This window comes from Streptomyces altiplanensis, assembly GCF_053591575.1.
Genome location: NZ_JBSFUB010000004.1, coordinates 24,201 through 43,008 on the forward strand (window position 1 = coordinate 24,201; position 18,808 = coordinate 43,008).

An 18,808-nucleotide genomic window follows, 5' to 3' on the forward strand; every position below is an offset into this window, starting at 1 on the left:
GATGCGCTTCCGCCACCCGGACGGCTCCACCGTCCACCTCGCGTACTGCACCAACGTCCACCCCGCCGAGACCCTCGACGGCGTACTCGCCCAGCTCCGCGACCACTGCGAACCCGTCCGCAGACGCCTCGGCCGCGACCGCCTCGGCATCGGCCTGTGGCTCGCGAGGGACGCCGCGCGCGCCCTGACCACCGACCCGGCGGCCCTGCGCGGCCTGCGCGCCGAACTGGACCGGCGCGGCCTGGAAGTCGTCACCCTCAACGGCTTCCCGTACGAGGGGTTCGGCGCCGAAGAGGTCAAGTACCGCGTCTACAAGCCGGACTGGACCGACCCCGAGCGCCTCGCCCACACCACCGACCTCGCCCGCCTGCTCGCCGCCCTCCTGCCCGACGACGTCACCGAAGGCACCGTCTCCACCCTCCCGATCGCCTGGCGCACCCCCTTCGACACGGCCGGCGCCCAGACCGCCCGCGCAGCCCTCACCACCCTCGCCGAGCGCCTCGACGCCCTGGAGGAGCTGACGGGCAAGTCCCTCCGCATCGGCCTCGAACCGGAGCCCGGCTGCACCGTCGAGACCACCGCCGACGCCATCGGCCCGCTCACCGACCTGGCCGCCCCGCGCATCGGCGTCTGCGTCGACACCTGCCACCTCGCCACCTCCTTCGAGGACCCGGCGACCGCCCTCGGCGCGCTCACCGCCGCCGGCGTCACCCTCCCCAAGGCGCAGCTCTCCGCCGCCCTGCACGCCGAGGAACCCCACCTCCCCGAAGTGCGCGAAGCCCTCGCCGCCTTCGCGGAACCCCGTTTCCTGCACCAGACCCGCACACGCACCACCGCCGGCCTGCGCGGCACCGACGACCTCGACGAGGCCCTCACCGGCGGCGCCCTCCCCGACGGCGCCCCCTGGCGCGCCCACTTCCACGTACCCCTGCACGCCCCGCCCGCCCCGCCGCTCACCTCCACCCTCCCCGTACTCCAGGACGCGCTCACCCATCTCGTCGGCGGCCCGGAGCCGCTCACCCGCCACCTGGAGGTGGAGACGTACACCTGGCAGGCGCTCCCGCCCGAGCTGCGCCCCCGCACCCGCACCCAGCTGGCCGACGGCATCGCCGCCGAACTGACCCTCGCCCGCGACCTGCTGACCGGCCTCGGCCTCAAGGAGCTGCCATGAGCCCCGCTCCCGCCCGGAAGCCCACCCCGCTCCTGGTCCTGGACGTCGTCGGCCTCACCCCCCGGCTCCTCGACCACATGCCGCACCTCAAGGCCCTCGGGCAGTCCGGCTCCGGGGCGGCCCTCGGCACCGTCCTTCCCGCCGTCACCTGCGCCGCCCAGTCCACCTTCCTCACCGGCACCCTCCCCGCCGAGCACGGCATCGTCGGCAACGGCTGGTACTTCCGCGACATCGGCGAGGTCCTCCTCTGGCGCCAGCACAACGGGCTGGTCGAAGGCGACAAGATCTGGGACGCCGCCCGCCGCGTCCACCCCGGCTACACCGTCGCCAACATCTGCTGGTGGTACGCGATGGGCGCCGACACCGACATCACCGTCACCCCGCGCCCCGTCTACTACGCCGACGGCCGCAAGGAACCCGACTGCTACACCAGGCCCCCCGCGCTCCACGACGAACTGACCGACGAGTTCGGCACGTTCCCCCTCTTCCACTTCTGGGGTCCGGGCGCCGACATCGTCTCCTCCCGATGGATCATCGACGCCACCCGCCACATCCTCCGCACCCGCCCCGTCGACCTGGCGCTCTGCTACCTCCCCCACCTCGACTACGACCTCCAGCGGTACGGCCCCGACGACCCCCGCTCCCACCGGGCGGCCACCGACCTGGACACGGCCCTGGCGCCCCTGCTCGCCGACGCGAAGGCCGAGGGCCGCACGGTCGTCGCCCTCTCCGAGTACGGCATCACCCGCGTCAGCCGCCCCGTCGACATCAACCGGGCCCTGCGCCGCGCCGGCCTCGTCGAGGTCCACACCCAGGACGGCATGGAGTACCTCGACCCCATGACCTCCCGCGCCTTCGCCGTCGCCGACCACCAGCTCGCGCACGTCTACGTCCGCAGGCCCGAGGACATGACAGCCGTGCGCGAAGTCCTCGAGGGCGTCGACGGGATCGGTGAACTCCTCGACGACGAGGGCAAGAAGGCGCACGGCCTCGACCACCCGCGCTCCGGCGAACTGATCGCCGTGGCCGAACCCGACGCCTGGTTCACGTACTACTACTGGCTCGACGACGCGAAGGCACCCGACTTCGCCCAGCTCGTCGAGATCCACCGCAAACCCGGCTACGACCCCGTCGAGCTCTTCATGGACCCCCAGGACCCGTACGTACGCGTCAAGGCGGCCAAGGCCCTCGCCCGCAAGAAGCTCGGCATGCGCTACCGCATGGCGGTCGTACCCCTCGACCCCTCACCCGTCCGCGGCAGCCACGGCCGCCTGCCCGAGCGCGACGAGGACGGTCCGCTCATCCTGTGCTCCACCCCCCGCGCCGTCGAGGGCCGCGTCGCGGCCACCGATGTGAAAGCCCTGCTCCTTCAGCTTGCCGGACTGCACTGACCAAGGGAGTTCACCGTGAGACCCATGAGCCGCACTCCGCACGACCCCGAGCTCGCCCACCGACTCAGCCGCCGCAACGTCCTCGGCGTCGCGGCGGGCGCCACCGCGGCAGCCCTCCTCGGCATCGGCCCGGCCGCCGCCGACAGCAAGGACCGCGGCAAGGACCATGGCAAGGGCCGCCCCGTCCTGCCGCCCGGCCGCCTCGGCATCCAGCTCTACAGCCTCCGCGACAAGGTCTCCACCCTCGGCTTCGCCCCCGTCTTCGCCGAACTGGAGAAGTACGGCTACGACGAGATCGAACTCGCCGGGTACACCCAGGGGTCCGCGGGCGCCATCACCCTCGCCCAGCTCAGGCGGCTGGCCAGGGACCACGGCCTCAACCCCATCGGCAGCCACGTCAACTACTACTCGTCCGACCCCAAGGCGTACTCCTTCGCCACCAGCCTCACCCAGGTCATGGACGACGCCCAGGCCCTCGGTCTCAAGCACATCGGCACCGCGTCCGGCCCGTTCCGCTACGGCTCCACCGTCGACGGCTGGAAGCGCGCCGCCGAGGACTTCAACACCTACGGCGCGGCGGCCCGTGAGCGCGGCATGAAGTTCTACCAGCACAACCACGCCGAGGAGTTCTCCTTCGCCACCGACAAGCCGGGTGTCCGCCTCTACGACGTCCTGCTCGCCGAGACCGACCCCGACCTCGTCTACCTGGAGATGGACATCTACTGGGCGTACGCCGGCCAGTTCCGCTTCGGCAAGAGGGCGGACGGCACCCCCGCCCCCTTCGACCCGCTGAAGTACGTCCTCGACCAGCCCGAGCGCTACCCGCTGTTCCACGTCAAGGACGGCATCAAGGACGACACCGTCCGCGACGGCTACCGCATGACCGACGTCGGCGACGGCGACATCGACTACAAGAAGTTCCTGTCGGCGGTCACCAGGCACTCCCGTCGCGGCCGCACCTACCACCACTGGCAGGCCGAGCACGACAACCCCGCCGAGTCCTTCGCCTTCGCCCGCAAGTCCAGCGCGCACCTGCACTCGCTCCGCGAGGGCCGCTGCGGCGACTGACGCCCACGGCGCGGCAGGAGTGCGGGGCCCGGAATCCTCCCGGGCCCCGCACTCCGGACGGCCGCGCGCTCGCCGCCACCTCGCCCGTCGACGGCAGCCCCGTCGCGGGCCCGCCGCGCCTGGGCGCACCCACCGCCGACCGGGCGGTACGCGCCTCCCCCGACCAGCACCGCGCCTGGCGCCACGTCCCGCCGCCCGAGCGCCGCGCCCGCGTGGCCGCCGCGCTCGACGCCCTCACCGAGCACCGCGAACTGCTCGCCCTCCTCCTCGTCTGGGAGATCGGCAAACCGTGGCGCCTCGCCCAGGCCGACGTCGACCGCGCGATCGACGGCGTGCGCTGGTACGCCGACGGCATCGAGCCCATGCTCGCCCACCGCACCCGCCTCTCCGGCCCGGTCTCGAACATCGCCAGCTGGAACTACCCGATGTCCGTCCTGGTCCACGCCATGCTGGTGCAGGCCCTGGCCGGCAACGCGGTCATCGCCAAGCCCCCGACCGACGGCGGCGTCGCCTGCCTCACCCCGGCCTCGGCCCTGGCGGTCAAGGAACTGGCCGACCAGGTCGCTCGGTGACCGAGGGCCCGCGGGGCGAACGCCTCCACGGCGACTTCCCGGACTACCACCTGATGCCGTGACCCGCTAACCGATCCCCTGGTGATCGGGGAGCAGGGCGAACGCCCGCTCCGCCGCCTCCGGCACCGCCCGCTCCACGGCCTGGACGAGGAGCGTGCGGTGCCGCAGCAGCGGCTCCCTCCTGTCCTCCGGCGCCAGCAGCAACAGATCGTCGATCCCGGCGAGCAGCCGCCGGGTCACCTGAGGGCTGCCGACCGCGCACCCCCTGATCTCGGCGAACCCGAGATCCACCAGATCGGCCCACCCCGGTACGTCCTGGACCAGCCGCACCGCACCCCGGCCGTCCCGGTGGTGCACGGTCCCGAGCGGCCGCTCCACCACCGCGGCGAGGAACTGCACGATCCGGTCCAGGCACTGCACGGCGGTCGTCGGATCGTTGACGGCGGACGAGAGCGCCCGCAGCGCGATGTCGGACAGCTGCCGCAGCCCGAACCCGAGGTCCTGGTGGGAGGTGCGTTCCACCCCGACGGAGACGGTGTACCGCAGCGCCCGCCGCGACGGCGTCCCGTCACCGTGCACCGCCAGCAGGGGCGTCCCGGGCACGACGAAATCCCCGATCCGGGGGATGAGCCGCAGGACGACACCTTTCCGGCCGGCGGCCCGCACCAGCCGCGCCACGTTCACGTCCCGCAGCACACCCGCCCGCCCCCGGTGCGCGATCCGCCCGCTCTCGGCCCCGAGCGGCTCCTGATCCGCCTCCCGGCCCGCTTCCCGGCCGGGCGCCCCGGCTGCCTGCTTGCCCAGCATCCGGAACGACTCCCGGGCGACATGGTCGACGACGGGCCCGACCTGCATCAGCCGCAGCGTGGACGACACGTACGCGATGAACAGCAACAGGCTCAGTACGACCATGAGCATCACCAGAACGCTCTGTACGAGCGGCACGGTGGTCACCAGCCGCGGATCGGACGCGCTGTCGTACTGGGTCAGCACCAGCAGCGAGAACAGGAACGTCGCCAGGAACACCGTGAGCGTGAGCTTGGTGATCCGGCTCCGCACGAAGATCCGCACCACCCGGGGCGTGAACCCCCCGCTCGCCATCTGCACCGCCACCAGCGAGATGCTGAAGACCACACCGATGAAGGTCATCATCGCCGAGCTGATCGTGGTGACGATGGTCTTCGCGTCCTCGACGATCCCGATCAGATCGCCGACCTCGTCGTACGCCTTCTCGCCCTGCAAGTACGCGACGAGCTCCGCGTCGAGCTCCGACGCCGCCCACCACAGGGCGAACGCGCACACCAGCCCCAGGCCCGGCGCGAACCAGAAGGTGTCCCGCAGATGCTCACGCACCGGCGACAGGGCCCGCGGCCGCCGGTGCCCGCGCCCGCCGGATCCGTATCCGTATCCGTAAGTCACCGCCCGAACGCTACGCGTGCCCGGACGGCGACACACGGTACGCACGGCGGCGGAACGGCGGCGAGATCGATTCGAGCGGGCCACCGCAAGCCACTGACCACGGGATACGCAGGTGAAAGCCACCCTGAACCCCTGGTATTGTTTTCCATGTCGCCGCGGGAAACCGGGGCCGACCACCTGGTCCGGGTGGCGGAATGGCAGACGCGCTAGCTTGAGGTGCTAGTGCCCTTTATCGGGCGTGGGGGTTCAAGTCCCCCCTCGGACACCACCGAAATCCCCATGATCTTTCCGAGATCGTGGGGATTTTTCGTTGTATGAGGGGGCGCCCGGCGTGAGTTTGACCTCTGCGCGGATCGCGGCGCTGCCTCGGCTACGCGAGGGGCGAGTATCACGACGCGGCCCTCGTCGGACGCATCGCTCAAAATGGCGGCCGCGACACGTGGCGGGCAGATGGGTGGAACGATCTTCCACAGCGGCAGGGGTGGCGAGTAAGTGAGCGAGTACCAGTACTACGAGTTTCTGGCCGTCGACCGGCCGCTGACGAAGGGCGAGCAGGCCCAGGTGCGGGCGCTGTCCACGCGGGCTGAGATCACCGCCACGAGGTTCGTCAATGAGTACCACTTCGGAGACTTCCACGGGGACACCACCAAGATGGTCGAGCAGCTCTACGACGCACACCTGTACTTCGCGAACTGGGGCTCACGTCGTCTGCTGCTGCGTCTGCCCTCCGCGCTCCTCGCGAAGAAGGAGGTCGAGCCGTACGTGCTGGAGGAGTCCTTGACGGTCCGGACCAAGGGCGGGTACACCCTGCTGGACTTCTCGCTGAACTCGGAGGACGCCGAGGAGTGGGATTCCGGGTCGTTTTTCTCGCTGTCGGAATTCGTCGGACTGCGGGCCGAGCTCGCCGTCGGGGACCTGCGCCCGCTGTACCTGGCGTGGCTGGCGGGCCTGCGGGTGTGGGAGCTGGCTGAAGACGACGAGGAGGAGTACATCCATGAGCTGGAGCCGCAGGTACCGGCCGGGCTCGGCGAGTTGACCGGAGCGCAACGGGCGCTCACGAACTTCCTGCAGGTGGACGAGGACCTGCTGGCCGTCGCCGTGCGCACGTCCGCGCCCATGGAGCAGACGTCATCGGCAGAACAGAATGAGGCGTTGGAGGCGTTCATCGCGGCGCTGCCCGCCCGGGACAAGGACGCACTGCTGGTCGATGTCGTACGGGGAGGAGGCCACCTGGCCGGGCCGCGTCTGCTGGCCCGATTCCGTGCCGCCCACAGACCTGTGGATCCGGCAGCCGCCCGTACGCGCCGCAGCGCCGCCGAGCTCCTTGACGCCGCCCACCGGCACCGCACCAGGCGACACGAGCGGGAACAACAGGCCCGCGAGGCCGTCGAGCAGGCACGACGCCGGGCTGCCGAGAAACAGCGCGCCGCGCACCTGGACGCGATCGCTGCGGATCCCGGCGAGATCTGGCGGGAGATCGATAGCCTGATCGGGCAGAAGAAGCCCACCGCCTACGACCGGGCGGCCACCCTCCTCGCCGACCTCCGAGCCGTCACCGCGCGCAGCTCCGAGGAGCTGGCCGACTACGAGCGGCGTACCACCGCGCTCCGGGAGACCCACCGGAGCAAGCCGGCGCTCATGCGCCGCTTCGACGAGATCGGTATTCCCCGCCCCTGAACGGCGCTGCGCCCCGTCGGTCCGAAGCTGCGGACCGGATCGAGCGTACGCGGCCGTGAGCAGGGCGGCCGCCCCAAGGAACCTGCAAAGGCTCAACGCGTGGAGTGGCGCAGTGCAGCGATGCGGCGCATCGACAACGTTGTGCCGGCGGTGCCACCTGTGGGTGATCGGTGCCGGTTCGCCTTTTGTACAGTCTCCCCGGTGAGACGCAGACACAAAGCCCCGCCCCCGGCGCCCCTGCCTCAGCGTGACGGCGTCGACCCGGTGCGGCTGAGGCTGCCCGCCGATCCGGGTGGGCGGTGGGCGAGCGCGCGTGGCTACTTCGTCGAGCGCTACGCCGGCGCCATCGGGGCCGAGCAGGTCGACGCCATGTTCCGCGAGGGCCGGATCGTCGGCGAGAACGGGCCGGTCACCGCCGACGAGCCGTACGTCGCGGGGCGCCACCTCTGGTTCCACCGCCGCTTCGCCGCCGAGCGGCCGGTCCCCTTCGAGATCGGCATCGTGCACCGGGACGAGCACCTCGTCGTCGTCGACAAGCCGCACTTCCTGGCCTCCACGCCGCGCGGCAGCCACGTCATCGACACTGTTCAGGCCCGGCTGCGCCGCGATCTGAAGCTGCCCCTGCTCCAGCCGGCGCACCGACTGGACCGACTCACCGCGGGGCTGCTGCTCCTCGTCGTACGGCCACAGGACCGGGGTGCCTACCAGACGATGTTCGGCGACCGCCGGGTCCGCAAGGAGTACGAGGCGATCGCACCGTACGACCCGTCCGTGGAGCTGCCGCGCACCGTGCACAGCAGGATCGTCAAGGAGCGCGGGGTGCTCGCGGCCCGTGAGGAGCCGGGTGAGCCGAACAGCGAGAGCCGCGTCGAACTGGTCCAGGAGCGCGACGGTCTCGGCCGGTACCGCCTGCTGCCGACCACTGGCCGCACCCACCAGCTGCGCGTGCACATGAACGCCCTGGGCCTGCCCATCCTGGACGACCCGTGCTACCCCGAGGTCCTCGCCGATTCACCGGAGGACTGGCAACGCCCCTTGCAACTACTGGCCCGGGTCCTGGAGTTCACCGACCCGCTCACCGGCGCCCCGCGCCGCTTCGAGAGCGGTCTGCGACTCGCCCGGTGGCCCCGCTGAACCCTTTCTCCGATACAGCGCCCTCTGACGCAGCCCCCGGGTGGTTCAGCCTCCGGTTCAGCCCGTCAGCCCGGCTTCCGTGAAGAACGGGCTGGGCGTGCCCGACCACGACACGTACAGCCCGTCCCGCGCCCGCGTGCACACCACGAACAACAGGCAGTGGCTCTGCCCGCGAGAACGGGTTCTGGCACGACTTCCGGAGCCAGAACCGAAACCGGTGACCAAAGCCAGTCATCCCCGAGCCGTAAAGCCGAGCAGCCCGACATGATCGGCCGGACAAGTCCCAGGTGTCGAGTGCGGGCTGCGCCAGGACCACCGGGTGGGCGGCCAGCCACTCCCACAGGGCGGCCCGGTCGCCGACCGGGACGACGATCGCGGTGACCACCGAGCGGGTGTCCTCGCCGCAGCTGTCGCGGAGGGCCTGGTCGAGCCGGGTCAGGGAGAGGGCGGGGCGCGGGCCGGGGAGGCGGTCCAGGCCCAGGAGGTCGGCGACGGCGCTCCGCGCGGCCTCGTCCAGTGGTCCGGTCCGTACCCGTGCGACCGGCTGCCCGGTGGACAGCCGGTCGTGGAACGCCCGCCACAGCGGCGCCGGTCCGGGGCGGTCCAGCGGGTGCCCCGCCGCAGGACATCTCGCCGCAGGGTGTCCCGCCGGAGAGTGTTCCGCCCCGGGGTGTCTCACCGCGGCTCCTCGTCGGACCGCAGGTCCGTGCCGTCCCAGACGAAGCGGACCGTCGTGACGGCGTCGTCGTCGGGGCCGCCCCCGCCCTCGGCCCCGCCGCCCCCGCCCGTGATCAGCTGGTGCACGGCGATGCCGTCGAGTTCCCGGTAGGTGCACCACTCGTGGTCCGAGGTGAGCATCAGGTCGAGGTCGAGCGAGCACAGCAGCGCGAAGATCTGGCCCCGGTTGGCCGCGTCCACGCCGACGAACACCTCGTCCAGCAGGATCAGCCGGGGCGCCCGCGGCACCGCCTGGTAGTGCGCCGCCACGGCGGCGAACAGCGGCAGGTGCAGGGCGATGGCCTTCTCCCCGCCCGACAGCGCGCCGTGCAGCTTCTTCGTCAGCAGCTGCCACCCCTGCCCGTTCGCACGGTCCAGCTTCACCACGAACCGGTGCCACGCGGTGTAGTCCAGCACCCGCGTCAGCTGCTCCTCCCAGTTCCTCGCCGTGTCGGACGCCTTGGCCTCCTCGACGCGGTCGCGGAAGAAGCGGTGCAGCGCCTCGCGGTCGCCGTCCGACATCCGCGCCGGATCCTTCAGCAGCAGGTCGCGGGCGGCCCTGGTGCCGGGCGGCAGCGCCGGATCGACCTGCCACACCAGGCGCACCGCGACCCGGGAGGCGGTACGCACCCGCTCCAGGCGGGAGTTCATCGCGTCGACCAGCTCGTTGGCCTGGCGGATACGGGCCGCCAGGTGGCGCCGGGTGTTGCCCGTGAGCGTACGGTCGAAGAGTTCGCGCTCGTCGGCGGTGATCTCCTCCTGGCTGCGGTCCCGCTCGGCCGTCAGGGAGGCCAGCAGCCCGGCGGCGCCCATCCGCATGCCGTCCGTCGCCGCCGAGAACACCTGGACGTCGTCGTCCGACTCCAGCGAGAGATCGGCCCGCTCGCCCAGCGCCTGCCGGCTGATGTGGACGGTCTCGGCGAGACGGCCCAGGGCGTCCGCGATGTTCTTCGGCTCGTACGGCACGGACGGCCACAGTGCCCCGATCGTGCGGGCCGCCTCCAGGGTGGACGTGATCTCCTCGTCGGCCCGCACGTTCCCCGCCGCCGCCGCCGCCGCCGCCGCCTCCGCTCCCGCGTCGACGGCGAAGCCCAGCCGCAGATGGCGGCGGAAGCGGTCCGCGGCCGCGTCGCGCGCGGTCACCGCCGCGTCCCGCCGCGCCGCGGCCGTGGCCCGCTCGCTGTCCAGCGAGCCGATACGGCCCGCGGCCTTCAGCAGCAGAGCGTTCAGGTCGCGCAGGCCGGACAGGGCGGTGCGGTGCGAGGCGCGCAGCTCCTCGATGCGGGCGAGCACCTCCTCGTACTCCGCACCGACGGTGTGCTCGATCTCCTCCAGCCGGGCCTCCAGCGCGCGGGCGCCCGACTCCGAGCGGCCCGCCTCGGCCTCCAGCCCCCGGGCGGCCTCGCCTGACCGCTCGGCGCGGGCCTTCGCCTCCTCCGCCGTACGCCGCTCCGACGCCAGCTGGAGGTGGGCGAAGAACCACTGGTCGGCGGTGTCCCGCAGCCTCTGGACCGTCTCGGCCACCGCGTCCAGCGCCGACGGATCGGCCGGCAGCCCGTGCTCGGCCGCCGTGCGGTCGAGCAGGGCCCGGGTGGTCTGCGCCGCGCTCTCGCACCGGCTCAGCCGCGCGACGGCGGACCGTACGGCGTCGTTCCGGGCGGCGGCGTCGGCCTGCGCCCGGTCGAGATCGCGCTCCGCCGCGACGACCGCCCGGTGGTCGGGGCGCGAGCGCCGGTCGGCCTCCAGGGCGGCGCGGCGGCCGGCGAGAGCGGTGAGGGCGGTGTCCAGTCCGGTGATCTCGTGGTCCAGGGCGGTCAGCTGCGCCGCCTGCCGGGCCAGCCGCTGCTCGCGGGCGCGGGCGCGCGCGGACGCGCCGATGTGGGCGGCCTCCGCCTTGGCCCAGCTCCCTGTCGTGCTCGCCAGCCGCCAGGTGCCGTCCCCGCCGATCGCGGCGCCGTGCGCCTGCGGCAGGGTGTCGTCGTACGCGATGCCGGACAGCAGCCGGCCGATGCGTTCCGCCGCGACCGGCGCCCCCGGCTCCGGCCGCAGCACCTCGGCCAGGGACCGGCCCGGGGCGGGCACCGACCAGTCGGCCTCGGCGAAGGTGTCGTGGCCGAGGGCGAACGCACCGCCGTACGGGGCGACCCAGGCGTCCAGCAGACCACTCGCCTCCAGCGCGGCCTCGACCGCCGCGCGTGTGCCGGCCGGCACCTCGTCGCGGAAGGCCACCAGCTTCCACAGCGGGGCGCCCATCAGCCGGGAACGGTCGGCCGTACGGAACGGCGGGGGCGGGGGCGGCAGTTCGGCTGTCTGCTCCAGCGCCCCGGCCTCGGCGGCCAGTGTCTCGCGCTGCGCCCGCAGGGCCGCGCGGCGGGAGGTGGCGGTGGTCTCCGCGGCGGTCAGGGCGTGCTCGACCGCGCGGACGGCCGCGGCGGTCAGCTCCAGCACCCCGGGTTCGTCCGTCGCGTGGGCGGCCAGCTCCTCCACGGCGCCGCCGTCGAAGGCGAGCTCCGCGCACTGCCGGGCCCAGACGCGCAGCCGCTCGGCCTGGGCCGCGGCCGCCTGCTCGTACTGCGCCGTCCGCTGCGCGCGCCGCTCCGAGGCGGCGGCCAGGTCGGCCCGGCACTCCTCCAGCCGCTCCTCGGCCGTCGTGCGTTCGCCGGTCGCGGCCCGGTGCGCGGACAGCGCCCCGCGCACCTCCTCGACCTGGCTCCGCCGCCCCCGCACCGCACCGTGCAGGATCTGCCGGGCCCGGTCCGCGGATCCCGCCGCGAGCAGGGCGGCCACCTCCGTGCAGGACGCCGTCATTCCGGCGCTCCGGGCGACCTGCCAGGTGTCGCTCTCGGCGCTGCGGACCTTCTCCTCCTGGGCGTCGGCCGCCTCCTGGGCCCGCGCCCGGCGCAGGGCGTCCTGGCCGGCCGTTTCACGGGCCGCGTCCGCCTTGGCCCGCCGCTCCCGCGCGTCCCGGCGGGCGTCGGCCGCCTGCTGCCGCAGCCGGTCGAGGTCGCGGCCCTGGCGGTAGGCGTCGGACTCCGTGAGGCCCTCGATCCTGGAGGCCAGCTCCTCGGCGAGCGCCTCGGTCTCGGCGTGCTCCGTCTCGGCCCGCCCCCGCTCCTCGACGGCCGCCCGGTACGCCTCCTCGCTCTCCCGGGCCGCGTGGGCGCGGTGGTCCATCTCGGTCGTCGCCGAGATCACGGCGGCGGCGCCGGAGCGGAGCACCCGCTGGGCGTACGCGCGTTGCCGGGCGCCGAGGGCCTGCGCCGCCCGCACCTCGTCCTCCAGCCGGGACAGGTGCTCGCGCCGCCGGTCGAGCCGCTCGAAGCCGTCGGCCAGCTCGGAGATCTCGCCCCGGTCGAGCGGGGGCAGGGCGCGGGAGAGCAGCTCGGACAGGAGCGAGGGGTCCAGGCGCTGGGACAGCTTCGGCGTGCGCAATTGCAGCAGCGCGGTGATGAGCGCGTCGTAGCGCTGCTCGTTCAGTCCAGGGAAGAGGGTCTGCCGTACGGTGTCGCGGTACTCGGAGGCCGAGGCGTGCACCTCGCCCTGCCCGGCCAGGGCCTGCGCGAGGGCGGCCCTGGTCAGCGGCCGGCCCGCGTCGTTGACCAGGCCGAAGCCGCCGGGGACGCCGATACGGCGGCGGGTGGTGAAGAAGTCGGCGGTCACCGACGTGGTCCGCTCGCCGGCCTGGAGCCGTGCCCCGACGGTGAACCAGGCGTCGCCGCCGCCGTCCGGGTCCTCCCCTTGCCCTTGCCCCTGCTCCTGTCCGGTGCGGAACTCCAGCCAGACGTACCCCACCCGGGTGAGGCCGGTGGCGCCCTCGCCCATCAGGTTCCAGTGCATGGTGCGCTCGGAGCCGCCGAAGGTGGACAGCCGGTGGGGGCGCAGGCTCGCGTCGAAGAGGAACGGCAGCAGCACCTCCAGGGCCTTGGACTTGCCCGTGCCGTTCGGGCCGCGCAGGAGCAGACGGCCGTGGTGGAAGGTGAAGACCTCGTCGTAGTAGCGCCAGACGTTGAGCACGCCCGCGCGGGCCGGCTGCCAGCGGGGGGTGCGGCCGCGTGCTCCGGAGCCTTCGGAGTCCGCGGAGGCGCGGCGGGGGAGTGCGGTGACCGTCATGCGGGGGGTTCTTCCTTGAGAGTGGCACCGGTGATCCGGTAGCGGGCGGCGGCGGGCCGGGGGACGACGCGGCCGCCCTCGCTGCGTACCAGACCGAATTCGGCCAGGACCTGTACGGCGTCCGAGGCCAGGGCCGAGGCCCCGTCCTCCGTGCGGTACGCCTTGCCCCAGCGGGGGAAACGCCCCAGCAGGCTCTTTGCCTCGGCGGCCAGTTGCTCGGGCGTGCACCCGGCGGGCGAGGCGATGAGCGTGTCGAGGAGCAGCAGGGCGGCGACCTTGGCGTGGCTCGCGTCGTCGGGGAACTTGCTGTCGGTGGCGATGGCGTCCGGGTCGACCAGCAGGAACCCTTCGGCGCGCTCCTCCAGCACGAACCCCGCCTGCTCCGCGGCGCGCCGCAGGATCTGGCGGCCGGTGGGGGAGGTGAGGTAGCGGAGCTGGGCTCCGGTCAGGTCGTCCCGGTGCAGGACGGGGTCGTCGAACAGGCGGCGCAGCACCGAGTGCCGCAGCCACAGATCGCGCTGTACGGGCGAGGCGTGGGCTTCCGGGGCGCCGGTCTCCGGATCGTCCGGGTCCTCCGCGTCCTCCGGGTCCTCCCAGGTCCCCGAAGCCTCCGTGGCGTCCGGTGCGTCCGTGGCCTCAGTGGCCGCGGGTCCGTACCGCCGTTCCCGCACCAGACCGGTCAGCAGTGCCTCGAACCCGCCGGGTGTCCCGGCGGCCGGGACGGCGAGACGGGAAGGACCGCACGGCGCGGCGAGCAGCCGCCTCAGCACGGTGGCGTCCACCCGGTAGAGCACCTTCGCCTCGGCCGAGTCGGCGAAGCTGTCCGTCGTCCCGTCGACGGTCTGCAGGGCGCCGTACGACTCCAGCAGCCGCAGTACGTCGACGAACGCCACGCGCTGCGCACGCTGCGCGGTGTCGAAGGCGGGCAGCGCCTCGTCCGCGGCCGACGCCTGGACCACCCGGTCGGCCAGCAGCCCGATGGTGGTGACCGGCACGGAGAGCAGCTCGGCGGCGGTGACGCAGAGCAGGACGTACCGCCGCCGGTCGAAGGGGGCGCGTCCCGGGCGGGTCCGCCGGGCGGGCCGCGTCGCGTCCGCGTCCGCGTCCGCCCGGACCTTCAGCAGCCGGGCGTAACCCAGCCGCGGTTCGACGACCAGCGTCCAGCCGCAGTGGTAGTCGAACCAGTGGATCAGCGGGTCCCGGCGCCGGCGCACCAGGTCGAAGGCCGCCGGGTCGGAGCGTTCGGTGAGCAGCGGGCGGGCCAGCAGTGTCCGGATGCAGCGGGCCAGCTCCTCCCGTTCGGCGACGACCAGCTGATTGGCGAAGTTGCTCATCCGGTCGCCTCCTCCAGGGTCGCTTCGGCCGGAACCGTCCCGGCCGTGTGTACTTCGACGACGAAATCGGGTCCGGTCAGCGTGCCGCGCGGTGTACGCAGTACGGCCGGGGCGGCGCCGGCGGCGGGTGGCCGCAGGACCACCTCCACCCGGCCGTCGCCGGTCACGGCCCGGCGTACCCCCGTGGAGTCCGGGCGGACGGCCAGGGCGCGGCCGAGCAGATCCATCAGCCGCTCGAAGACCTCGTGGTCCAGCGCGCCGAAGTGCGAGAGCCGCACCGGCGCCTGAGTGCGCAGCAGACTCCAGGCGGCCTCCAGCTCGGCGCGCTCCGCCCGTGCCCGCTCGGCTCTCGCCGCCTTGAGTTCCGCCACGTCGCGCACCCGGCCGGTGCGGGTGAAACGCTCCGTACGGCCACTGGTGCGCAGCAGCGCGGACACCTCGACCGGCGGGGCGTCGCGCCAGCTCTCGGTGGCCGCCGTCAACTCGGGGTCGGTGTGCGCGAGATGGGCGTGGCGGGACGGACCGAGCCCGAACGCCGTCGACCACAGCCGGTGCAGGTCGTGGTCGGTGGGCGCGGCGGCGAACCAGCGCGCCAGCTCCCTGAAGTCCTGCACGGCACCGGTGGAGCGGCGCCGCGACTCGGTGATCCTGTCGAGCACCTGGAGCAGGGTGACGATGGCGCGGCGCGCCACATGGTGCAGCTGCTCCACCCGGGCGGGCGAACCGTCGGCCGGCAGGAACCAGGCACGCAGCCCCTCCCAGCGGGCGCGGCGGCGCGCGAGCCACTCGATGGCCGGGTCGGCGCCGCCGGACGGCGGAAGCTCGGCGCCGCGCAGCGCCCGCCGCCACAGCGTTTCCGGGCCGCGGTCCTCGATCCGGGCGACGGCCGCCGCGACGGCGTGGGCCCGTTGGTCGAGGTTGGTGAGGAACTCCTGGAGGTAGGCCACGGTGGCGCCCTTGACCTCGTGGAACGTCGACAGCTCGGCGCCGTCGGTGCGCAGCAGCCGCTGCAGCTCCCCGTTGAACTGCTTGGTGTTGCCGCGCAGCGCGTCGAGGTGCCCTTCCAGTTCCTGAAGGGTGCTGAAGACCCGCCGGTCGCCGGAGCCGGTGTCCGCCAGCAGACGGTCCAGCTCCGCGATCCGGTCCGCGATCGCGTCCAGCACGGCGGTCTGGAGGGCGCCGGTCGACGCGAGGACGGTGAGAGCGTGCTGCACGCCGGCGAACGCCGCCTCGCCGCGCCGGGTCAGGGAGTACTGGAGGTTGCGGCGCTCGTACTCCTGCGCGGTGCGGTAGTTCTCCGCGTGGTCCTGGATCACGTCCAGCAACTGCCACTCCCGCAGCTGCTTCAGAGCCTGGGTCAGATCGTCGTCGGTCAGCGCGTCGAACCAGCCGACGCCGCGCAGCCGCTCCCGTACGTCGTCCAGTCCGAGCGCCGTCACCAGCCGCTCGTTCGCGTCGCCGAAGGCCTGGAGGATCGCGGAGTGCAGCGGCGCCCGGTCGCCGGTGGTGAACCGGAACATGTCGGCCGGGACCCGGTGCGTCCCTCCTGCCGTCACAGCGCCGCTCCGTGATCGACGGTCTGTGCCACCCGGGCGGCGGAGAGCCGGTCGGGCCGGGCATGGCGTTCCTTCGCCACAGCGAGCAGCACCGCCCGGAGCGCTTCCCTGGAACTGCCGCGCGTCTTCATGGCGTGGCAGTTCGGACACAGGGCGACCATCTGGGAAGGGTGGTCGTCTCCGCCGAGAGCGAGGTCCTGAACATGATCGACTTCAAGCAAGGGGCCTCCGGACACCGTGACGTCGGCAGGCTGCCCGGTACAGCCGGGATTCTCGCACCGGCCTTCACTGCGGACGAGAACGGCCCGGCGGGCCACGCCCGACCGGTAGGGAGCGGCAGAAGCGCGGACGGGCTGCCGCCGCCCGGGCTCGCCTGCGCGGCGGTCGAGGTGGTTGCACAGCCGCTCGTACCGGGCGGCGGCGGTGAGGGAGGCGAGCGGAGACGAATTGCTCGCGCCGGCAGGGCCGGAACCGCCGACCGCCTCGTCTTCGCCGAGCCCGACTTCGCTCAGGAGCCCGCTGGGGTCCAGCCCGTCGAAGTACGTGGTGAGAATCGCGTCGACCACCATCAGGCGTGCGTCACCCGAGTCCCGCACGAGGTCGTGGAACGGTTCGACGAGTCCGCCGCCGGGCCGGTGTTCGGAGAACCAGCGCCGGAGCGCCGCGTCGCCGTGGGCCTTGGGCACGGGGCCCGTATGACCCTCCAGCTCCCAGAGCCCGGCGTGGAAGAGCGCCGCGACGGGGTAGTCGGGCCGGGGACGTTCGCCGTGTACGCCGTGCCGGACGAGCAGGCCCCGGAGCGCGTCGTCGGTCTCGGACCAGGGCAGGAGACGGCTTTGCCGGTGTCGGGCGCGTCCGACGGCCCAGAGCAGGGTGATCGGCTGATACAGGGCGGGCCGGCCCGCCACACGATGCACTCTGAGCTTCTCTATACGGCCGACCAGGTGCTCGACCGAGATGCCGTCCTCGCCGTGCGCGGGCTGTGAGGACAGCTCCACCACCTCGAAACCACACCTCCTCAGCACGGCCACCGCGTGGGCTTCGCCGCCGGAGAAGTCGCGGGCGGCGAGTGCGGTACGGCCGGGCAGGTAGCCGTGCGCGACTCCGACGATCGCCTTCGAGTCGTACTGCCTGCCGTTGTGCGCCAGCAGGTACCGGCGTGCCGGGCGGAAGCGGCCGTGGAGGAAGGACTCCCGCCCCATGCGGTCGAACTCTTCGATCGCGCACAGGATCTCGGTGGTGGTTATGTCCGTCAGCGCCATGCGTTGAACAGTAGACGGCGCCGCTGACAGGGGGAATCTACGCCTGGGCGGCGAAGCGCACGAAGTCGGTCCACGAGGGCCCCGCCACCGTGAGCTGCGCACTGGCCGGGTCCTTGGAATCGCGGACGTGAACGGCACCGGCGCGCACCGCGACCTCCACGCATTCGCCGCCTTCGTTGCTGCTGTAGCTGCTCTTGGACCAAGCGAGTTCTTCCGTGCCGTGTGCGTCGGTGTTCATCGCTCTCCCTGCAAGCTCTCAATCAAGGCCAAGGACTCACGTGGTGTGAGGGCCTGAGACCGGATACTGCCGTACCGTGCAGCCAGAATGCGAACTTCCTCAGCGTCGGTGATCAGCTGGCTGGAGTTCTGGACCTCCAGGTACGCCACCTGTGCTTTGCCTTTCGGGGTCAGCAGAATGAACGGGCCACCCATGCCGGCGTGTTCACGCCGGTCCGTCGGCATCACCTGCAGTTCCATGCTGCGCAGAGCACCGAGCCGGAGCAGCGCTTCCAACTGTCCTGCGTGTGTGGCCCAGTCGCCGATGGGCCGTCGAAGGACGGCTTCCTCGACGACGCAACTCACCATCGGAACCGGCCAAGTGGTCAGAATCTCCTGCCGAGCGAGCCGTGCGGCCACCCGCTGCTCGATCGTCTCCTCGTCCAGAAGCGGCTTCCGCATGATGTAGAGAGCACGCGCGTGCTCCTCGGTCTGCAGCAGGCCCGGAATCGTGTGGTTGCTGTAGTAGCAGAGCTCGACAGCCTGGCGCTCCAGCCGCGCATAGTCCCGGAACCAGGCCGGATGCCGCACCCGTGCCCGCGCTTTCGCCCGTACGACGTCCTCCTCCGCAGCTCGCAGCAACCCGCCCGCACCGAGAACGCCGTCCGCCGCCCGCAGGAACTCCGGCTGCGGTGTCCGCCTGCCGCGTTCCAGGGAGGAGATCAGGTCCTCCCCGTATCCGAGGCGTTCGCCCAGCTCCCGCTGTGTCCAGCCCGCCCGCTCCCGCAGCAGCCGCACCTGGCGGCCGATCGTCCGGAACAGGTCCCCGCCACTGTCCCCGTCGTCCCCGTACTCCTCGTCGGCGGGCTCGGGGCCGGGCCGCAGCCGGTCGTCCCCCGTCTCCGCATCCCGGCTTTCCACCACTGCCCGCGCATCCGCTGCCGCCATCGCGTCCACCGTCCGACCCGCCCCGACCAACCCTCGCCCCGACCGGTACGCCGGCCCGCCGTACCGCCCGCTGTCGTCACCAGAATACGAGCGATCGCACACACACAGTGAACAAAGGACGAAGATCACCCCCACGTGCACCGTCGGCCCACCCGGGCCCGACCGGTGGTACGCGCGGTGCTCCACGCCGGTACGCGTGCCTCCCGTACCACCCCGCGCCCTGGCCGGGGGTT

At 72.8% G+C, this 18,808-nt stretch carries 12 protein-coding genes, 1 tRNA gene and 2 pseudogenes; 7 read left to right on the forward strand and 8 right to left on the reverse strand.

From position 1 onward, the window contains the following. The first annotated feature begins 1 nt into the window (after position 1). The 4 genes and pseudogenes from eboE to ACWD0Y_RS02650 form a co-directional block, all read left to right on the forward strand. A complete protein-coding gene (gene eboE, locus ACWD0Y_RS02635) occupies positions 2 to 1,171 on the forward strand; it encodes a metabolite traffic protein EboE (protein WP_450258661.1) in 1,170 nt (389 codons plus the stop codon). Then, positions 1,168 to 2,562, forward strand: a complete 1,395-nt coding sequence (locus tag ACWD0Y_RS02640; RefSeq protein ID WP_450258662.1) for an alkaline phosphatase family protein — start codon at positions 1,168 to 1,170, stop codon at positions 2,560 to 2,562. The genes eboE and ACWD0Y_RS02640 overlap by 4 nt, the downstream gene beginning before the upstream one ends. A 24-nt stretch (positions 2,563 to 2,586) precedes the next feature. Then, positions 2,587 to 3,630 carry a sugar phosphate isomerase/epimerase family protein gene (locus ACWD0Y_RS02645; protein WP_450258663.1) on the forward strand — a complete coding sequence of 348 codons (1,044 nt, stop codon included), beginning with the start codon at positions 2,587 to 2,589 and terminating at the stop codon, positions 3,628 to 3,630. After that, positions 3,531 to 4,178, forward strand: a pseudogene (locus tag ACWD0Y_RS02650) (aldehyde dehydrogenase family protein); the annotation flags it as partial. The gene ACWD0Y_RS02645 and the pseudogene ACWD0Y_RS02650, both read left to right, overlap by 100 nt. 90 nt (positions 4,179 to 4,268) lie before the next feature. On the opposite strand, the gene ACWD0Y_RS02655 reads toward ACWD0Y_RS02650, so the two are convergent. Then, the gene (locus tag ACWD0Y_RS02655) at positions 4,269 to 5,621 is read right to left on the reverse strand and encodes a DUF2254 domain-containing protein (RefSeq protein WP_450258664.1); all 1,353 of its coding nucleotides are present in this window, start codon (positions 5,619 to 5,621) and stop codon (positions 4,269 to 4,271) included. A 180-nt stretch (positions 5,622 to 5,801) separates the two neighbouring features. On the opposite strand from ACWD0Y_RS02655, the gene ACWD0Y_RS02660 reads away from it, so the two are divergent. The 3 genes from ACWD0Y_RS02660 (at position 5,802) to ACWD0Y_RS02670 (ending at position 8,432) form a co-directional block, all read left to right on the forward strand. Continuing rightward, positions 5,802 to 5,889, forward strand: a tRNA-Leu gene (locus ACWD0Y_RS02660). 224 nt (positions 5,890 to 6,113) lie between these two features. Then, a complete protein-coding gene (locus ACWD0Y_RS02665) occupies positions 6,114 to 7,298 on the forward strand; it encodes a hypothetical protein (protein ID WP_450258665.1) in 1,185 nt (394 codons plus the stop codon). 201 nt (positions 7,299 to 7,499) lie between these two features. Further along, positions 7,500 to 8,432: a pseudouridine synthase gene (locus ACWD0Y_RS02670; protein WP_450258666.1), complete on the forward strand. Its 933-nt coding sequence runs from the start codon at positions 7,500 to 7,502 to the stop codon at positions 8,430 to 8,432. Positions 8,433 to 8,489: 57 nt separating this feature from the next. Here the strand turns inward: ACWD0Y_RS02670 and ACWD0Y_RS02675 are convergent. The 7 genes and pseudogenes from ACWD0Y_RS02675 to ACWD0Y_RS02705 form a co-directional block, all read right to left on the reverse strand. Next, a pseudogene (locus tag ACWD0Y_RS02675) lies at positions 8,490 to 8,591 on the reverse strand (DNA helicase); the annotation flags it as partial. Positions 8,592 to 9,107: 516 nt separating this feature from the next. Continuing rightward, positions 9,108 to 13,259: a TIGR02680 family protein gene (locus ACWD0Y_RS02680; RefSeq protein WP_450258667.1), complete on the reverse strand. Its 4,152-nt coding sequence runs from the start codon at positions 13,257 to 13,259 to the stop codon at positions 9,108 to 9,110. Continuing rightward, entirely contained in the window at positions 13,256 to 14,593 is a 1,338-nt protein-coding gene (locus tag ACWD0Y_RS02685) for a TIGR02678 family protein (protein ID WP_450258668.1), read from the reverse strand. Before ACWD0Y_RS02685 ends, ACWD0Y_RS02680 begins: the two co-directional genes overlap by 4 nt. After that, entirely contained in the window at positions 14,590 to 16,149 is a 1,560-nt protein-coding gene (locus tag ACWD0Y_RS02690; RefSeq protein ID WP_450258669.1) for a TIGR02677 family protein, read from the reverse strand. The genes ACWD0Y_RS02685 and ACWD0Y_RS02690 overlap by 4 nt, the downstream gene beginning before the upstream one ends. After that, entirely contained in the window at positions 16,146 to 17,411 is a 1,266-nt protein-coding gene (locus ACWD0Y_RS02695; RefSeq protein WP_450258670.1) for an HNH endonuclease signature motif containing protein, read from the reverse strand. The genes ACWD0Y_RS02690 and ACWD0Y_RS02695 overlap by 4 nt, the downstream gene beginning before the upstream one ends. A 37-nt stretch (positions 17,412 to 17,448) precedes the next feature. Next, positions 17,449 to 17,649 (reverse strand): DUF397 domain-containing protein, encoded by a 201-nt coding sequence (locus ACWD0Y_RS02700; protein WP_450258671.1) that lies wholly within the window; start codon positions 17,647 to 17,649, stop codon positions 17,449 to 17,451. Beyond that, entirely contained in the window at positions 17,646 to 18,575 is a 930-nt protein-coding gene (locus ACWD0Y_RS02705) for a helix-turn-helix domain-containing protein (RefSeq protein WP_450258672.1), read from the reverse strand. Before ACWD0Y_RS02705 ends, ACWD0Y_RS02700 begins: the two co-directional genes overlap by 4 nt. Between the last annotated feature and the right edge of the window lie 233 nt (positions 18,576 to 18,808).

Excerpts from the sequence above, each read along its gene's own strand:
- eboE (WP_450258661.1), top strand. The coding sequence starts at position 2 with ATGCGCTTCCGCCACCCGGACGGCTCCACCGTCCACCTCGCGTACTGC.
- ACWD0Y_RS02685 (WP_450258668.1), bottom strand. The coding sequence starts at position 14,593 with ATGAGCAACTTCGCCAATCAGCTGGTCGTCGCCGAACGGGAGGAGCTG.
- ACWD0Y_RS02700 (WP_450258671.1), bottom strand. The coding sequence starts at position 17,649 with ATGAACACCGACGCACACGGCACGGAAGAACTCGCTTGGTCCAAGAGC.
- ACWD0Y_RS02645 (WP_450258663.1), top strand. The coding sequence starts at position 2,587 with ATGAGCCGCACTCCGCACGACCCCGAGCTCGCCCACCGACTCAGCCGC.
- ACWD0Y_RS02695 (WP_450258670.1), bottom strand. The coding sequence starts at position 17,411 with ATGGCGCTGACGGACATAACCACCACCGAGATCCTGTGCGCGATCGAA.
- ACWD0Y_RS02705 (WP_450258672.1), bottom strand. The coding sequence starts at position 18,575 with ATGGCGGCAGCGGATGCGCGGGCAGTGGTGGAAAGCCGGGATGCGGAG.
- ACWD0Y_RS02680 (WP_450258667.1), bottom strand. The coding sequence starts at position 13,259 with ATGACGGTCACCGCACTCCCCCGCCGCGCCTCCGCGGACTCCGAAGGC.
- ACWD0Y_RS02640 (WP_450258662.1), top strand. The coding sequence starts at position 1,168 with ATGAGCCCCGCTCCCGCCCGGAAGCCCACCCCGCTCCTGGTCCTGGAC.